General features: G+C 71.6%; 14 protein-coding genes and 1 pseudogene. 5 read left to right on the forward strand and 10 right to left on the reverse strand.

Features of this window, described 5'->3' with window-relative positions; genetic code table 11:
* Positions 1–168 precede the first annotated feature (168 nt).
* From HNR21_RS36710 to HNR21_RS33275, 4 genes are all read right to left on the reverse strand, one after another.
* Positions 169–792 (reverse strand): DUF1702 family protein, encoded by a 624-nt coding sequence (locus HNR21_RS36710; RefSeq protein ID WP_376766614.1) that lies wholly within the window; start codon positions 790–792, stop codon positions 169–171.
* Positions 793–1,222: 430 nt separating this feature from the next.
* A complete protein-coding gene (gene xynA / locus HNR21_RS33265) occupies positions 1,223–2,209 on the reverse strand; it encodes an endo-1,4-beta-xylanase XynA (protein ID WP_182708235.1) in 987 nt (328 codons plus the stop codon).
* A 665-nt stretch (positions 2,210–2,874) separates the two neighbouring features.
* Entirely contained in the window at positions 2,875–3,162 is a 288-nt protein-coding gene (locus tag HNR21_RS33270; RefSeq protein ID WP_182708236.1) for a hypothetical protein, read from the reverse strand.
* A gap of 47 nt (positions 3,163–3,209) precedes the next feature.
* Positions 3,210–4,559 (reverse strand): PepSY-associated TM helix domain-containing protein, encoded by a 1,350-nt coding sequence (locus tag HNR21_RS33275; protein WP_220500395.1) that lies wholly within the window; start codon positions 4,557–4,559, stop codon positions 3,210–3,212.
* A gap of 615 nt (positions 4,560–5,174) precedes the next feature.
* Between HNR21_RS33275 and HNR21_RS33280 the strand changes: the two genes are divergently transcribed.
* Positions 5,175–5,996 carry an SAM-dependent methyltransferase gene (locus HNR21_RS33280; protein WP_182708237.1) on the forward strand — a complete coding sequence of 274 codons (822 nt, stop codon included), beginning with the start codon at positions 5,175–5,177 and terminating at the stop codon, positions 5,994–5,996.
* A 72-nt stretch (positions 5,997–6,068) separates the two neighbouring features.
* Here the strand turns inward: HNR21_RS33280 and HNR21_RS35740 are convergent.
* Positions 6,069–6,230 (reverse strand): annotated as a pseudogene (locus HNR21_RS35740) (helix-turn-helix transcriptional regulator); the annotation flags it as partial.
* A gap of 111 nt (positions 6,231–6,341) precedes the next feature.
* Here HNR21_RS35740 and HNR21_RS33290 point away from each other — a divergent pair.
* On the forward strand, positions 6,342–7,058 hold the full coding sequence (locus tag HNR21_RS33290; RefSeq protein ID WP_182708238.1) for a histidine phosphatase family protein: 717 nt from the start codon (positions 6,342–6,344) through the stop codon (positions 7,056–7,058).
* Positions 7,059–7,471: 413 nt separating this feature from the next.
* On the opposite strand, the gene HNR21_RS33295 is transcribed toward HNR21_RS33290, so the two are convergent.
* The 3 genes from HNR21_RS33295 to HNR21_RS33305 all read right to left on the reverse strand — a co-directional run bounded on the left by HNR21_RS33295 (position 7,472) and on the right by HNR21_RS33305 (position 11,121).
* Positions 7,472–7,639, reverse strand: a complete 168-nt coding sequence (locus HNR21_RS33295; RefSeq protein ID WP_182708239.1) for a hypothetical protein — start codon at positions 7,637–7,639, stop codon at positions 7,472–7,474.
* Positions 7,640–7,719: 80 nt separating this feature from the next.
* Complete coding sequence (locus HNR21_RS36510; protein ID WP_182708240.1) at positions 7,720–10,026, reverse strand: ATP-binding protein; 2,307 nt, start codon at positions 10,024–10,026, stop codon at positions 7,720–7,722.
* 387 nt (positions 10,027–10,413) lie between these two features.
* A complete protein-coding gene (locus tag HNR21_RS33305) occupies positions 10,414–11,121 on the reverse strand; it encodes a hypothetical protein (protein ID WP_182708241.1) in 708 nt (235 codons plus the stop codon).
* A gap of 217 nt (positions 11,122–11,338) precedes the next feature.
* On the opposite strand from HNR21_RS33305, the gene HNR21_RS33310 reads away from it, so the two are divergent.
* From HNR21_RS33310 to argS, 3 genes are all read left to right on the forward strand, one after another.
* The gene (locus HNR21_RS33310; RefSeq protein WP_182708242.1) at positions 11,339–12,190 is read left to right on the forward strand and encodes a helix-turn-helix domain-containing protein; all 852 of its coding nucleotides are present in this window, start codon (positions 11,339–11,341) and stop codon (positions 12,188–12,190) included.
* A 21-nt stretch (positions 12,191–12,211) separates the two neighbouring features.
* Complete coding sequence (locus tag HNR21_RS33315) at positions 12,212–12,430, forward strand: DUF397 domain-containing protein (RefSeq protein WP_182708243.1); 219 nt, start codon at positions 12,212–12,214, stop codon at positions 12,428–12,430.
* Between the two features lie 137 nt (positions 12,431–12,567).
* Positions 12,568–14,292 (forward strand): arginine--tRNA ligase, encoded by a 1,725-nt coding sequence (gene argS / locus HNR21_RS33320; RefSeq protein WP_182708244.1) that lies wholly within the window; start codon positions 12,568–12,570, stop codon positions 14,290–14,292.
* A 335-nt stretch (positions 14,293–14,627) separates the two neighbouring features.
* On the opposite strand, the gene HNR21_RS33325 is transcribed toward argS, so the two are convergent.
* Positions 14,628–15,077 carry a nitroreductase/quinone reductase family protein gene (locus tag HNR21_RS33325; RefSeq protein ID WP_182708245.1) on the reverse strand — a complete coding sequence of 150 codons (450 nt, stop codon included), beginning with the start codon at positions 15,075–15,077 and terminating at the stop codon, positions 14,628–14,630.
* A 138-nt stretch (positions 15,078–15,215) separates the two neighbouring features.
* Positions 15,216–15,965: a Mut7-C RNAse domain-containing protein gene (locus HNR21_RS33330; protein ID WP_312881497.1), complete on the reverse strand. Its 750-nt coding sequence runs from the start codon at positions 15,963–15,965 to the stop codon at positions 15,216–15,218.
* Positions 15,966–16,183 lie beyond the last annotated feature (218 nt).

Below are 16,183 nucleotides of genomic sequence, written 5' to 3' on the forward strand. Positions count from 1 at the left end.
GGCCAACGCATTCCCCAATCAACAGTCGGGGCATTATTCAATATGACCCTGATAGCAGGAATCACTTACGCGATCGAAGGTACCCGGGGCGCACCGTGGCGCGACTACTTCGTTCTTGCTGGACAAAGAGCATGATTAAGGAATTGACGGGGCCGGGGCGGGCGCGTATTACCGGACGGGCCGCACCGCCCGGCGAACCGCCGGGCGCGGTGGGAGCGGAAATCCCGAAAGCACGCGGGACCGCCGGTCGGCCGGCGGAAACGTTCGCCGCCGGGAAATGGGCGCGCACGTCGCGGAACCACGGCCCGCGAGCCGCAGGGGGCCGGGAGAGGCCGCCACGGCGGCATCGGCCGGCGCGGTCGTCAGATCGGCCGGAGCCGCGGCGCGCTCGGGCGCGAACCCTGCGTACGCGCGTGCCCTGACCACGAAGACGACGCCCCGTGCCGGCTCCGGCCGGTGCGCGTCGGCCTCCCGCCGCAGCACGTCGCATCCACCGGGGGACGCGGCAGCCGGCCCCACGCCGTTCCACAGGTCGGCCTGCCCGTGCCGGAGCAGGCGCGGTCGAAGCCATGGCCGTCGGCCACCGGCCGGGACGTCGTGGGGCGGCACGCCGAACCGGTCGGGTCCGGCATCGCCTTCCGCAGCACCCGCGACAGCCGCGCCATGGCGAATCCGCGCCGGCCGAACGGCACGCCGGCCGGCGGCGGGGCCGGCACGAGCCTGCGGACGGGCCCGGGGACGGTGGGCATCGCTCCTCCCGAGAACAGGGCGGACGGTGCGATCATGTGGCATCCATCCTCATCAATGGATGAATGAGACACACCTCCTGAATTGCCCCGATGACAGCGAAACGGGAACAAGCCAGGAGGGCGGCCGCACCCGGCGCATGAACGCGGCCGCCGTCCCGGACGATCACCCGTCCGGACGGCGCCGCCCGCAGCCTGCGCCGACGCGTCCGAACGGCATGAGGTTCAGCGTCACCGGATCAAAGGACGACTTCACGCCGACGTCCCGGGCGGCTGCTCGACGGCGATCCGGCCATCGGTCAACTCCATCACCGCCGGGGGCGGAGTACCGGAAGAGGCGCACTGCGGTCGGCGCGCTCGTCGGACCGGGTGACCGGGGCGCCGGCAACATCGGCATGGCGCAGGCCGGTCGCGGCCGACAGCAGTGCGGCGCGGCGGCCGTGGGCCGCCGCGCCGCGGGTGCGGTGTTCCGGAGGTCAGCCCGCGCTGCAGGAGACCGTCGGCCAGGTGTAGTTGCCGTTGTGCTGGATCGTCACACCCCAGTTGTTGCCGTTGCCGTTGGGCCGGGCGACCAGCGTCTGGGAGTTGGGGTAGGTGGCGCTGATGTTCCAGGTGGCGATGATCCTCGCCGGGGACGGCACGTTCATCGTCACGGTCCAGTTGCTCGAGCCGCTGACCGAGACGTTGAGGTTGTACCGGTCACTCCACTGCTGACCCGCGGACAGCGTCGCGGTGCAGCCACCGGGGCCGGGGCCGGGGTTGGAGGAGCCGCCCACCGTGATGTTGGAGCTTCCGCTGCTCTGGTATCCCTCCGTCGCCATGATCATGTAATCGTGGCTGCCCAGGTTCATGCCATGACGGGCCCACGCGTCGAAGTGGTTGCCGGAGGTTATGGTCCCGCCCGTTCTCCTGGACTGCCGGACGCTCCAGTACTGCTTGAAGGTCCTGGTGCCCTCGATGGAGGGGGCGTTGTAGCGCGTCGTCTCGTAGATGTCGTACGTACCGCCGTCGCTGGTGACCGTTCCCTTGTACGTTCCGGTGGGCCGGTAGGTGCCCCAGTTGTCGACGATGTAGTACTCCACGAGCGGGTTTCTGGTCCACCCGTACAGGGTCAGATAGGCATTTCCGGACGGATTGAAGCTGCCCGAGTAGGTGACGGTCCTGCGTCCGCCGGTGCTCCAGCCCTTACCGGCGACGAAATTCCCGGTGTTGCGCCATGAGGTGCTGTAATTGCCGCCGGATCCCAGCTCCATGGAGACCGTTCCGGGAGCATCGGTCCAGAACGAATAGAAGTAGCCGTCGTGGGTGCCGGTCTGGTTGGAGGTCACGGGGGCCGCGGCGGCGGTGCCGGGCAGCATCGCCACGGCCGCGACCAGCGCCACGGCCATGGCGCCGGCGCGGTCGACGAGCAGCCTGGTGCGGCCGCGTCTGCGGCTCTTGGGGCGGGCGGGGGCGTCGTTCATCTGCGCGCTTCCTCCTCGTGAGGCCGGGCAGCGTGATACGAACCGGCGGAACTGTCGGCGGCCGGTGACGACCACCGTGCGTCGGCGTCGTACAACGCGGCGGGGGTGGCCGGTTGTCGTGCGGTCGACGACCGGAGGACCGGGTCGCGGGGGTGACCCGGATCGACGGCGGTTGGGGTCCGTCGATGACCGGAGTATGGGTACGCCTCCGCCGGACTGTCAATGAGTTTCGGAAACATATCGGGAAGCCGATCGCAACTCCGGATCTCCCGAGGAAGCATTTCCGCTGGTGATAGCCCTGACCGGTCAATCAAGTCCACAGATGACCATTGAAAGCCCCTGTAAACGATCAAGTTCGAGCCAGATCTTGCGAAAATTTTCGAAGCACTTCGATCATGCCGCGCGGAGGGCGACGGAGCAGAGCGTGATCGTGGCCGGCCCGTCAGGGCGGATGCCGGCGGCCCTCCACGTTCCCTGCCGCGACAGGAGTCGCGGCGGGCGCGTTCGACCGCACGGGGGCAGGTGCGGTGGCGCCGGATCCGTTCCCGGCGCCCCGCTCTGGTCGCGTGATGCGGTTCCGTCTTCGTCCGGTATGCCATGCCGGCGGCGTCGAGGGCCTGACCTTGGGCAAGGTCAGGCCCTCGAGGAGGACGAACGGCCGGGGCTCACTCCGGGGACGGCGGGGGATCCTCCACCAGGCCCATCGCGAAGGCGAAGGACTCGGTGAAAGCGCGGCTCGCCGGGTCGGGGTCCTGGGCGGCCAGGGCCGCCAGTTCGGCGAGCAGGTGGTCGCGGTCGGGGGCGGGAAGCCGGTTCAGGAGGTGGGCGGCGTACTCCGTCTGTTCGAGCGCGGTGCCGTCGTCCAGTACGTCGTCGTCGACGGTCTCGAAGAACCAGGTGTACGCCAGGACGACCTTGAGGAGCTGCCTGAGCAGGCCGGGATGCTCGGTCACCGGCCGCATCATGCACCACAAGGCCGTCCTGGCCGCCTGCGGGTGGGTCAGGAAGTGCGGGGACGGCGGAGGACGCCGACCAGGGCGTCGATGACCAGGAACGCCAGCAGGGTGACGCCCAGCACCGGGACCGCCCAGGCCACCGCGAGCATCAGGGGGACGCCGGCGATCAGGGTCCAGGTGGGGAGGGAACGCCAGGCTCCCCGTGCCGGGGGACGGCCGAAGGGGGCTCGGCGGTCCGCTCGGGTGGGGCGGCGCTGCCACCACATGCGATAGGCCCAGAAGACGAGGACGATGAGGCCGAGCGCGGTGGCGGCCATGAAGAGCTGGTTGGCCGGGCCGAAGAGGCGGCCCATGTGGAACTGGATGCCCAGGGTCGTCAGCTTGGCCATCGTGGGGTGATCGCTGAAGGCGACCCGGTCGGTGACCCGCTGGGCGGCGGGGTCCACGGCGGCCTTGTCCTTGCGGACGGGCCAGGTGTTGTCGGTCTCGGCGACGGTCCAGGCGTGGCCGGGCCTGGCGGGCGGGGAGATCTCGACGGGACCGGTGATGCCGGCGGTACGGGCCGTGGCCAGGACCTTGTCGATCTGGACGGGGTCGGGGTCGTGCGCGCTGGAATGGGCTCCGCCGTGGTGGGCGTGTCCGCCGTGGCCCGCCGCCGGGGCGCCGCCCGCGGGAGCGCCGGTCAGGGACGTGTCGAGCTTCGGCGGGGTGGAGTTGAGGCGTTCCTGGAGCAGGTCGAAGCGGGCGCCGGCGTGATCGGTCCAGGTCAGGCCGGTGATGCTGACGACGAGGAGGCCGGTGGCCGCCCACAGGCCCAGGGCGCCGTGACGGCCTCGGGTGCGGCGGACGCCGCGGGCGGAGCGGTCGTGCCAGAGGGCGCGGTGGACGGGGGCGGTGCCACGGTAGTGGCGGCGGCGGACGACCCACATCAGCAGGCCCAGAACGGCGATGACCCACAGCCAGCTCGCGGCGGCCTCGGCGTACAGGGCGCCCGTGTCACCGAGGTGCAGCGAGCGGTGGAGTTCGCCCAGCCATGTGGTGACCGGCATGGAGGTGCCCTCGGTGGTCCGGGCGCCGAGGACCTTCCCCGTGTACGGGTCGACGTAGACGGTGCGCTGCAGTTCGCCCAGGCCGGGGACGCCGTTCAGGACCACGCGGGTGGTCTCCTCCGGCGCGTCGGGCGGGACGACCGTCTTGATCATGCCCTCGGGGTGGGCGGTGCGGGCGGCGCGGACCTGCTCGGCGAGCGGGAGCGGGTTCCCCGCGACCCGTTCGGCGTGCAGGACGTCCCGGTGAACGATCTGCTCGAGCTGCGGCGAGAACGCGTAAAGCAGCCCGGTCAGCGCCGCCAGGAGCAGAAAGGGGGCCACGAAGACCCCGGCGTAGAAATGCACACGGGTGATCAGCGGCCAGACATTGGATTGGGCCGGGCGGGGTGACGGTTCCGGAACGGCTTTTTCGACCGGCGGGCGGTCCGAGGTCATGGACATGGGGCACTCACCAGGCACTCGAAGGGGGGTGGAACGCGGTGATCCGTGCAGGCGTCCCCGCGGGGCGGCAGCGCAGGCCGACGCCCCGGTGGGGGCGCCCGAACAGCGGCGCCACCTGGTCCGGAACCGCCGGCGGGGCTCTCCCTTCGCGGCAGGCGAACCAGGAGCCATCGATAACGCGATATGTTAGGCGCAAACTCTACACGGGCCTTGTCAGGCGAAGTTGAGATCAAAAGTCGGCCCTTGTCGGGCACCGCGCGACCGGACCGTTCCGCCGCAGCTCATCGCATATGCGAGCGGCGCGGAGAAACACCCGCCGACCATGAAAGAACCACGAAAGAATGCGGGACCGCGCACGCCGGCGTCGACGGGACCACCGGCACCGGGGCGTCGTTTGTCGCACTCCCCGAACCGGACCGCCAGGGCGAAGGGCGGCGAACCGGCCGAATCCCCCCGTCACGGCCGTCCGGCGGCCTATCATGATCGCCAGCGGTGTCCCCTGCTGACGAGGATCGCGCCATGAGCGACAACCCGGACCGTACCGACTGGCCGCCCGCCGAACTCGACTTCGGCAAGCCCACCATCGCCCGCGCCTACGACGCCCTGCTCGGCGGCAAGGACAACTTCGAGGTGGACCGCCAGCTGGCCGACTACGCCTGCCGGCACATCCCGGGGCTCCAGGAATCCGCGATCGAGAACCGCAAGGTGCTGGTCCGCGGGGTGCGGTACCTGGCCCGCGAGGCGGGAATGGACCAGTTCCTCGACCTGGGCAGCGGCCTGCCGACCGTGCAGAACACCCACGAGGTCGCCCAGGGGGAGAACCCCGACGCCAAGGTCGTGTACGTGGACATCGACCCGATGGTGCTGGTGCACGGCCGGGCGCTGCTGGCCAACAACCCCAACACCAAGGTCGTGACCGGGGACGTCGCCCAGCCGGAGCGGATCCTGCGGCATCCGGACATCACCGGGTTCCTGGACTTCGGCCGGCCCGTCGTGATCATGCTGGTGGGGATGCTGCACTACCTGTCGCCGGAGGACTGCGAGTCGGTGGTCTCCGCGTACCGGAACGTGATGGCGCCCGGCAGCCACCTGTTCATGACCTCGCTGGTGGACACCGGCCTGCCCGCGCAGCAGGAGCTGGCCCGGATCACCCGGGAGAGCCTGGACAAGTGCTGGGCGCGCACCCCGGAGGAGATCGAGCACCACTTCGGCGACTTCGAGCTGATCGAGCCGGGCGTCACCTACACGGCGCTGTGGCGGCCCGACGAGCCGGTGGACCCGGACGACCTGACGCCCGGCGAGCAGCTCGGCATGGCGGGGATCGCCCGCAAGAACGGCTAGGGCGGGTTTGATTGCGCTCGCTCCGCTCGCGCGGCGGAGGGCTCCGGCAGGAGGTCGTGGTGCGGGGTGTCACAGCTTGGCCAGCGCCCGCAGCGCCGCCTCCTCGACGCCGGTGACCGCGTGGCCGGTGCCGGCACGCAGGCACGGCGCCGCCGCCATGGCCTCCTCGTCGTCCAGCAGCAGCGGCGGCATGGCCGTGCCCGCCTCCAGCCGGTAGCGCCCGCCGAGCCCCGGGGGCGCTGGCCGACTCCCCCTCCGGCCGGCTCGCCCGGACCTGCCGGTGGCCGACATCCGCGGGTTCTTCGACCGGCCGCGCTGACCGATTCGCCCGTTAGGCTGCGGATCGTGACCTTCGACCAGGAGTCCCGCGACGGGGAACGCACGTATCGCCAGTCACGGTTCGCGCCGCCGCCCGGCGCCACGGAGATCCTGCTCGTCCGCCACGGAGCCTCCCAGGCGTTCCGGCCCGGCGAGCCGTTCCCGCTGGTGGACGGGCAGGGCGATCCGGGTCTGGCGCCCGAGGGACGCGAGCAGGCACGGCGGGTCTGCCGGCGGCTGGCCGGGGAGAAGCTGGACGCCGTCTACGTCAGCTCGCTGCGCCGCACCGCCGAGACCGCCGAGCCGCTGGTGCGGGAGCTGGGCGTCGAGCCGCGGGTGGTGCCGGACCTGCGCGAGGTCCACCTCGGCGAGTGGGAGGGCGGGCTGTTCCGGATGAAGGTGGCCGAGAACGACCCGGTCGCCCAGCGGCTGTTCGCCGAGGAGCGCTGGGACGTGATCCCCGGGGCCGAGTCCGCGGAGGCTTTCGCCGGACGGGTCCGCCGGGTGATCGGGCGGCTGGCGGCGGCGCATCCCGGGGGGCGGCTGGCGGCGTTCACGCACGGCGCGTTCATCGCCCAGGCGCTGGCGCTGGCGGCGGAATCACGGCCCTTCGCGTTCCTGGGCGCCGACAACGCATCCATTTCCCATCTGGTGGTGACGGGCGAACGGTGGATGGTGCGGCGGTACAACGACACCGCCCATCTCGACGGGGCACTGGACGCCTCGGCGGCGGCACTCACCTGAGGGGTCTGACACCTGTCACCGCCCCGTGCAAGGTGCACTGAAATGTGCTGGAAAACTCGGGGAAATGCCAGGTGGGAACCGGTATGCGGAGGGAGCTGAGGCATGCCTCACAAGAGGTCCCCAGGAATTCCCCCCGGTCCACCCCCCGGAGCGAACGACGGGTAGTAACTTGGCGATGCGGCCCGTGATGGACGCATCGCTGACCGCGGTTGGCGGGGCGCCACTCCCCTCCTCGCAATGGCCCGGACTCCGAGCCGTTGTGAGCGCCCCGCCAACACTAGGTCTGCGTAACGGGCGCGAAAAATGTCACAGCGCCGCGGCACCGATTCGCGGGACCGCCCGGCATCCGGCCCGGACACCCGAGAGGCGCCCGCCGCACGAGCGGTGGGCGCCTCCTTCTCGGTCCGCCCCGGCTAACACACCGCGGCCGTGCGCTCGGCGAGCTGGGCCGCCAGGGCGCGGCTGAGGGCGTCGTCGGCCGGCTCGCGTTCCTCCAGGTAGACCAGCGCCTCGGTGAGCTCGCCCACGGTGAGCTGGCGAACCGGCTTGCCGGCCCATTCGGGCCGCTCGGCGGCGTCCATCCCGCACCCCCTTGCGTTCAGCACCATTGCGAACACGAAGCGTAACCATGCGGCGCGCGTACCGGCAACCGCGCTCCCGCTCAGCCCTCGGGGCCCGGCCGCTGCCGGGCGTACCAGGCGGCGATCTGGGTCCGGGCGGTGAAGTCCAGCTTGGCCAGGATGTGCTCGACATGGGTGTCGACGGTGCGCTTGGCCACGGTCAGCCGCTCGGCGATCTGCCGGTTGGACAGGCCCTCGGCGACCAGCGCGGCGACCTGCCGCTCCCGGGGGGTGAGCCGGTCCGGCGGGGCCGGCGCGGCGGGCGCCGGGGCGGCCTGGTCGGCCAGCGCGTACTCGGCGATCTGCGGCGGGGACAGCCCGGCGCCCTCCTGGTGGGCCCGGCGGAAGGCGGACTCGCCGAGGGCGTCGCGGACCCGCCGTTCGCACTGCGCGTGCTCGGACACCACCGTGTTGCGCAGCCCGGCCAGCCCGAACGTCCACCACAGCCGGTGCGCCGCGCCCAGCAGCACCGCCCCGCGCCGCGGCTCGCCCCGCGCCGCCGCGATCCACGCCAGCAGCTCGACCGCCAGGCCCAGGCTCGCCGGGTCCGGCTCGGCGCGCCGCAGCCGCACCGCCTGCCGCAGATGGGCGGCGGCCCGTTCCACCTCGCCGGACGCCAGCTCCGCCCGCGCCCGGATCGCCAGCGCGTACGCCAGCAGGGTCCGGTCGCCGTGCTCCCGGCACACCCGCTGGTTGGCGCGGCAGTAGGCGATCGCGGGCGCCGGTTCGCCGCGCAGCACGTGCGCGGTCGCCAGCGACAGCCGCACCTGGACCGGGAACGAGGCGTCCTGGACGCCCAGGTCGGCGAACCGCTCCTGCGCCTCCCGCAGCGACCCGATCGCCTCGTCCGGGCGTCCGTCGAACGTCGCCGCCAGGCCCCGCAGATAGGTGATCCGCACCGACGTCCACGGGTCGCCGAGCCGTCCGGCCAGCGCCTGCGCCTCCGCCAGCCGCCGGGCGGCGCCGTCCCGGTCGCCCTGCAGGATGGCCATGGCCCCGGCCGCGGTGAGCGCCTCGACGCGGGACTCCGGCGGTGCGCCGTCCAGCTCCAGCGCCCGTTCCAGCCACATCCGCCCCTCGGAGACGGGCCCGCAGGTCGCCCAGAACAACTGCAGCGCCGTCGCCATCCGCTGCACGGCCCGCGCCTCCCCGGCGTCCAGGCCCGACTCCAGGGCGGCCCGGAAGTTGTGGTGCTCCCGGCGCAGCCGCCGCAGCCAGTCCTCCTGCTCGGGCCCGAACCAGCGCCGCTCGGCCTCCTGCGCCACCTGCAGGTAGTGGTCGCGGTGACGGCGGCGCACGGCCTCCTCCTCGCCCAGCGAGCGCAGCCACTCGGCGCCGTACTCGCGCAGCGTCTCCAGCATCCGCAGCCGCGACCCGTCCGGGTGCCGTTCGCACACCACGACCGACTTGTCGACCAGCGCCGCCACCAGGTCGAACATGCCGGCGGCGGGCAGCTTCCCGTCGGCGCAGACCTTGCGGACGGCGGTCAGGTCGAAGGTGCCGACGAACACCGACAGCCGCGCCCACAGCAGCTTCTCGGCCGGGTCGCACAGCTCGTGGCTCCAGCCGACCGCCGCCCGCAGCGTGCGATGCCGGGACGGCCCGGTGCGTCCCCGGGTGCCGAGGAGCTGGAACCGGTCGCCGATCCGTTCGCCCAGCTCGGCCGCCGACAGCACGCGCAGCCGGGCGGCGGCCAGCTCCAGGGCCAGCGGGATGCCCTCCAGACCGGCGCACACCCGGGCGACCGCGCGGCGGTTCTCGGGGGTGAGCGCGAACGACGGGTCGGCGGCCGTGGCCCGGTCCATGAACAGCCGCACCGAGTCGAAGCCGTCCAGGTCCTCGGCGTCCTCGTCGGGGACCGGCAGCGGCGCCACCGGATAGACCTGCTCGCCGGCGGCGTTCAGCGGCTCCCGGCTGGTGGCCAGGACGCGCAGCCCGGGGGCGGCCTGCAGCAGGCTCTCGGCCAGCTCCGCGCAGGCGTCCACCAGGTGCTCGCAGGTGTCCAGGACCAGCAGCATCTCGCGGTCGGCCAGATGCCCGGCCAGCACGCCGGGCAGCGCGCGCGGCGTGTGGTCCTGCACCTGCAGCGCGTGCGCCACCGCATGGCACACCAGTCCCGGCTCGCGCAGCCCCGACAGCTCCACCAGCCGGACCCCGTCGGGGAAGTTCCGCCGCACCTGGTGGGCGGCCCGCAGCGCCAGCCGCGTCTTGCCGACCCCGCCCACCCCGGTCAGCGTGACCAGCCGGGCGGTCCCCAGCAGCCCCGTGACGTCGGCCAGCTCCCGCCGCCGCCCGATGAACCGGGTGATCTCCGCGGGCAGCCCGCCCGCCGCCCTGCCCTCAGTCACCGCACATGTCCGGAATTCCACCGTCATCGGCCATCGAACGTAAGCCCCCTGCAACTTGCACCAGCACATCGTAAAAGAACGTCCGGGTCCAGGTGACTTCTTCGGAACTCCGCCCGCATACGGTGCATACCGGCGGCTGATGCTCGAATCTGCACCTCTTGCTGCGGATACGACGGAAAAGGGGGGCATCGTCCCGAAAAACCCGTTCACGGGATCATGACCCATCGGCCGGCGCACGACCCGTCGTCACGAAGTCGAGGCCCTCGCCGGGCGATCATGGAAACGGACGCCCGTGACGTGCGCCGCGCCCTCCGAGACCCGGGACAGCGGGCGCGTTCCCGGCAGACGCCCGCCGTTCTCCCTCCGCCCCGGCCCCCGCTCCGAAGATCAGGAGGCTTTGCGCCGGCGTTCCAGAAAAGAGCTCCACGGGCGCCGGGCCGGTGGATTGTCGCGGACCGCCCGGGAGCGGCTCCCGTAATGAATGTGACCGTGGAACGTCTGCCCTTTGACCACCGCGGAGACGTACTCGAAATCGGCCGGGTCCAGGCCGCCGAAGCCGCTTTCCACCACCTCCCGATAGAGGGCGGCCGACACGATCAGCACCAGATCCTCACCGGCCCTGCGGCGAAGCTCCCGGCGCAGCGGCTCCAGGTCCACCAGGCGGCAGACCTCGATGGGCGCCCGCCCCACCGCGCCCAGCCCACCGGCTGCCACGGCGCCGTGATGAAGGGCCAGCCGGACGCGCAGGCGAGGGCCCTCTCCGGGCTCCTCGTTGATCTCCCGCAGGGCGGCGGCCAGGTGCCGGGGATAGTCGGCCACCAGCCGGGGGCCGTCGATGTCCCCGGGCAGGATCGCCAGTTCACCGTCCCCGCGCGACTCTTTCTGCCAGGAGTCGCGGTCCAGTCCCGCACGGTGCGCCGCCAGTTCCAGGACCCGGTGCAGCCGGTTCTGCGCGGCCGCCTGCGCCCAGGTGTTCAGCCTGCTGAATCCCTCGATGTCCACCACGGCGAGGAACTGGTAGGTGAGCGCCCTGCGCGGCGCCGCACTCGCCGTCTCCCGTCGTGCGAACAGTTCGTCGCGCGCCTCCACCGTCACGACGGCGCTCCCGGTCCCGCCCGTGCCCCAGGACCGAATGTTCTGTTGCGTACCACCGGGTCGCCTCCTACCGGAATGCGATCCCACTCCCCAATCACAAGAATGCGTCAGCGAAGGGTCTCGTGCAAGTTTTCATGTAGACTTCTCCGGTCGCCTGCACGCAACGCTACGCGGCAGATGACAGGCAAGCATGCTGCCCACCGTCCGGGAGCCTGTGATGGCCGCATCCCAGACCAGGTCGTCGATCCGGCGCCGCCAGCTCGCGCGGGAACTGCGCACCCTGCGCGACCTCGCCGGCATGACCGGGGAGGACGTCGCCAAGGCGCTCGGCTGGTCGAGCGCGAAAGTATCCCGCATCGAGAACGCCGCGATCTCTGTCAAGACCGCGGACCTGCGCAAACTCCTGGCCCTCTACCAGGTGCCGGAGAATCAGCGGGACCGGCTGATCGAGCTGGCCCGCACCGCCGACCAGCGCGGCTGGTGGGACGCCGTGCCCACGGTGCCCGCCGACCTCAACGCCTATCTGGCGCTGGAGAACGAGGCCCACAAGCTGCTCAGCTACAGCGCGCTGGTCCTGCACGGCCTCCTGCAGACCGAGGACTACGCGCGCAGCATCCTGAGCGACCAACTGGCGATGGCGCCGGGAGCCATCCGCAGGCAGGTGGACGTCCGGATGCGCCGGCAGCAGCGCCTGACCGGGCCGGAACCGCTGCAGTTCCGGGGAGTCATCGACGAGGCCGCCGTCCTCCGTCAGGTGGGCGGACCGGAGGTCATGCGCGACCAGCTCAGGCATCTGCTCGAGCTCGCCGAGCGGCCCAACATACGGCTGCAGATCCTGCCGTTCGGGGCCGGGGGGCACCCGGCGGTGAGCGGCCCCTTCATCATCCTGGAGATCCCCGATCCCGGGGCCGACGTCGTCTACGTGGAATTGATGAACCGAAATATCTACATCGAAGACGACGTCGATGTTCACCGCCACGTTCTCGCTTTCGACATACTCCGCAACAAGGCGCTTCCGGTGGAGGAGACGCCTGCCTTCATCCAGCGTAGACTGACCGAGCTGGAATGACCCTAGAAATGGAGGCGTACAATGACGACGCCTGAATGTTCGACCGTGCCATGGCGCAAGAGCACCTACAGCGACGGAGGCGGCTGCGTCGAGGTCGCGCTGGCCACGGTGCCGGGGACGGACGGAGTGGAACGTGACACGATCCGGTTGGTCAGGGATTCCAAGAATCCGGAACTCGGTGTGCTGCGGCTCACCGCCCGATCCTGGGCGGCACTGATCAACGGCATAAAGAATCACTGAGACCCGCTCGGCCCGTCCGGGGCGGCGGTGCGGCATTCGCCCGCGCCGCCGCCCCGGTGCGTTCTGCCGGGCGATATGGGCGCGGCGGGGCATAACCGATTGGACACGGCAGGCGGTGGGTCGGTAGTTTTTCTGACGTGGCAGATGTAGAGGAGTTGCTCCGCCGGCGGCTGGCGCCGGCGTTCGAGGCGGTGGCAGGTCAGCCGGTGGATCCCGCGATCCGCCGTTCGCAGCACGCGGACTTCCAGTCCGACGCGGCGCTGGCGCTGGTGCGACGACTCGGCGGCAACCCCCGGGACATCGCCGCGCGGGTGGTGGAGCGGGCCGAGCTCGGCGACCTGTGCTCGACGGTGGAGATCTCCGGGCCGGGCTTCATCAACCTGACGCTGTCCGACGAGGCGCTCGGGCGGCTGCTGGCCGAGACGACCGCCGACGAACGGCTCGGCGTGCCCAGGGCGGAGCGGCCGCAGACCGTCACGGTCGACTACTCGGCCCCCAACGCGGCCAAGGAGATGCACGTCGGGCATCTGCGCTCGACGATCATCGGGGACGCGGCGGTGCGGCTGCTGGAGTTCTGCGGCCACACCGTGATCCGGCAGAACCATCTGGGCGACTGGGGCACCCCGTTCGGGATGCTGGTCGAGCACCTGCTGGACATCGGCGAGGCCGAGGCCGCGCACGAGCTGTCGGTCGGCGACCTGAACGGCTTCTACCAGGCGGCGCGCCGCAAGTTCGACGCCGACGAGACGTTCCAGGAGCGGTCGCGGCGGCGGGTGGTGCTGCTGCAGAGCGGCGACGAGGCGACGCTGCGGCTGTGGCGGATGCTGATCACCGAGTCGCAGAAGTACTTCCTGGCCGTCTACGAGCTGCTGGGCGCCAGGCTCGACGAGAACGACTTCTACGGCGAGAGCTACTACAACGACCAGCTGGAGTCGGTCGTCGACGAGCTGGCCGAGCTGGGGCTGCTGCGCGACAGCGAGGGCGCCAAGTGCGTCTTCCCGGAGGGCTTCACCGGCCGGGACGGCGACCCGCTGCCGCTGATCGTGCGCAAGTCCGACGGCGGGTTCGGCTACCCGGCCACCGACCTGGCGACCATCCGGCACCGGCTGCGCAAGCTGCACGCCACCCGGCTGCTGTACGTGGTGGGCCTGCCGCAGCGGATGCACCTGAGCATGATCTTCAAGACCGCCGAGGAGGCGGGCTGGCTGACCCCGCCGGCGCGGGCCGAGCACATCGGCTTCGGGTCGGTGCTGGGCAGCGACGGCAAGATCCTGCGGACCCGGGCGGGCGCCTCGGTCAAGCTGGTGGACCTGCTGGAGGAGGCGGTCACCCGGGCGAGCGCGATCGTCGCGGACAAGAACCCGGACCTGGACCCCGAGACCCGTGCGGCGGTCGCCCGGGCGGTCGGGATCGGCGCGGTCAAGTACGCCGACCTGTCCACCGACCGGGTCAAGGACTACGTCTTCGACTACGACCGGATGCTGTCGTTCGACGGCAACACCGCCCCGTACCTGCAGTACGCCCGCGCGCGGATCTGCTCGATCTTCCGCAGGGGCGGCGTCGAGCCCCCGCGCGACGTGGCGCCCCTCACCCTCACCGAGCCCACCGAACGCGCCCTGGCCCTGCAACTGCTGGGCTTCGAGGGCCTGGTCGCCCAGGTCGCCGAGAACCTCGAGTTCCACCGCCTGGCCCAGTACCTGTACTCGGTGGCCAGCGCGTTCACCTCGTTCTACGAGAACTGCCCGGTGCTGAACGCCGAGGGCGACGTGCGCACCGCCCGGCTGGTCCTGTGCGACCTGACCGCCCGCACCCTCAAGCTGGGCCTGGACCTCCTGGGCATCGAGTCCCCGGACCAGATGTGACCCGCTCCCCCGGGCCGCCCCGCGCGGCCCGGGGAACGCGCGATGACGCCGGGGATGTGCTCCCGCACCGTCACGTCGATCGTGACGAAGCGGCTGACCTTCACGGTCGAGGGCGACTGGCACCACTGGCTGTGCGGCATCGCGGTGACGAAAAAGGGCGTCAAGCTGGTCTTCCACAAGGGCGCCCTGCCGGAGGATCCTGCACCGCGTCCTGTCCGGTTCCGGACGGCACCTGCGCGAACCGCCCGCCGTGACCGCGCTCGGGCGGCCCGAGGCGACCGCCGGTCTGGTGCGGGACGCCATCGTCCACCAGACCGACATGCCGCGGTGAGCGGTCAGCTCAGGCGGAAGACGGGGTAGTCGGGGGCCGCCCGGAGGAGGTCCTCGTCGGAGGAGTCGGGGCCCAGCCCCTCGAAGAAGACGCCGACCTCCCACTTCCAGCGCTTGAGGTAGGCGCGCAGGATGGGGGGCTTGTCGGCGTCGGGGACCTCGGTGGCGGTGAAGGGCTCGACGCGGCGGCCCAGGCGGAGCTCGCCCCGGCCGTCGGCGGCCCGCAGGTTGCGGACCCAGTGGGTGTGACCGCGGGGGGCCACCAGGTAGCGGACGCCGTCGACGGTGAGGGGGTTGACGGGGTTGGACCGCCACTGGCCGCTCTTGCGGCCGCGGACGTAGAGCATGCGGGAGCCGAAGAGGCTGATGCCGTGGCGGGTCAGCCAGCCGGCCAGGCGGTTGAAGGCGGAGGCGAACGCGCCGGCCTCGACGTAACGGGGAGTGTCGCTGCTCATCCGGGGCTCCTGTGCTCGATGGGTCGAGAGCAGTGCTCTCTCTCAAGAGCATTGAACACGAGATATCCGATCCAAGTCAAGAGCACTGCTCTCCAAACAGCGCGCCGTTCCACGCAGGAGCGCGTTTCCGGGGACGGGTCAGACGCCGGTGCGGGCGGCGGTCACGGTGGCCTGGGCGGCGTCGACGATGCGGGCCAGGTGGTCCCCGTGGGCGCCGCGCCAGTAGACCTGGCCGCAGTCGGCGCAGCGGCCGTACACGTCGTAGCTGCGGCGGGTGCCGGCCTCCAGGAGGGCCTCGACGTCGGCCTTGTCGACCTCGACCAGAAGCCCGTTGCAGGCGGTGCAGCGGCTCCACGGCCGCAGCGGCGGGGCGAAGCGTTCCAGCAGGTCGCGAAGCTGGTCGTCGGGCTTGGCGCCGCGGACGTACGCGCCCAGCCACAGCCTGCGGCGGCGCAGCAGGCCGCGGTCCTGGGTGAGCAGGACCCGGCGTTCGGCGTTGGCCTGCTCCACCAGGGCCGGGTCGTCCATGTCGTTGTGGTACGCGGTGTCCAGGCCCAGCAGGCGCATCCGGCGGGCCAGCGTGCCGAGGTGGACGTCCAGCAGGAAACGGGGCGCGGTCTGGCCGGGCTCCAGCGGCACCGGCTGCGGCCGGGGAACGGCGGAGACCTGGACCGTGTCGCCGGGAGCGGGGTGGTGGGACGGCTCGACGGGGACGCCGTTGACCGTCAGCGGCCCGACCTCGGGCAGCGGAACGCCCAGCGACTCCACCAGATGACCGAGCGTGGAGGTGCCGTCCAGGGCCGCCCGCTGCGGCCCGCCGCGACGGCCCGCGGGCAGGAACATCCGCAGCCGCGGGTCGAAGTGCAGCACCACGTCCGTTTCGTCCACGTCGCCAGCTTGCCATGCCCTGCCGGCATTCCGGGACCCGTTTTCCGTCCGCCGCGCGCACCCGGCCGTCGCCGATCGATGGACGGTGACAATGCCGGCGGATTGAAAAAGTGCATTGCGCCAGGTTCGTCCCGACGCCTGTCCCCATGCCGGGACGATCTCTACAGTGTGCGATCAGGCACGGCGGGATCCCCCATTTCCTCCCCGTCCGGCCCGCA

This window comes from Thermomonospora cellulosilytica (genome assembly GCF_014138835.1).
In the GTDB taxonomy this organism is placed as follows: domain Bacteria; phylum Actinomycetota; class Actinomycetes; order Streptosporangiales; family Streptosporangiaceae; genus Thermomonospora; species Thermomonospora amylolytica.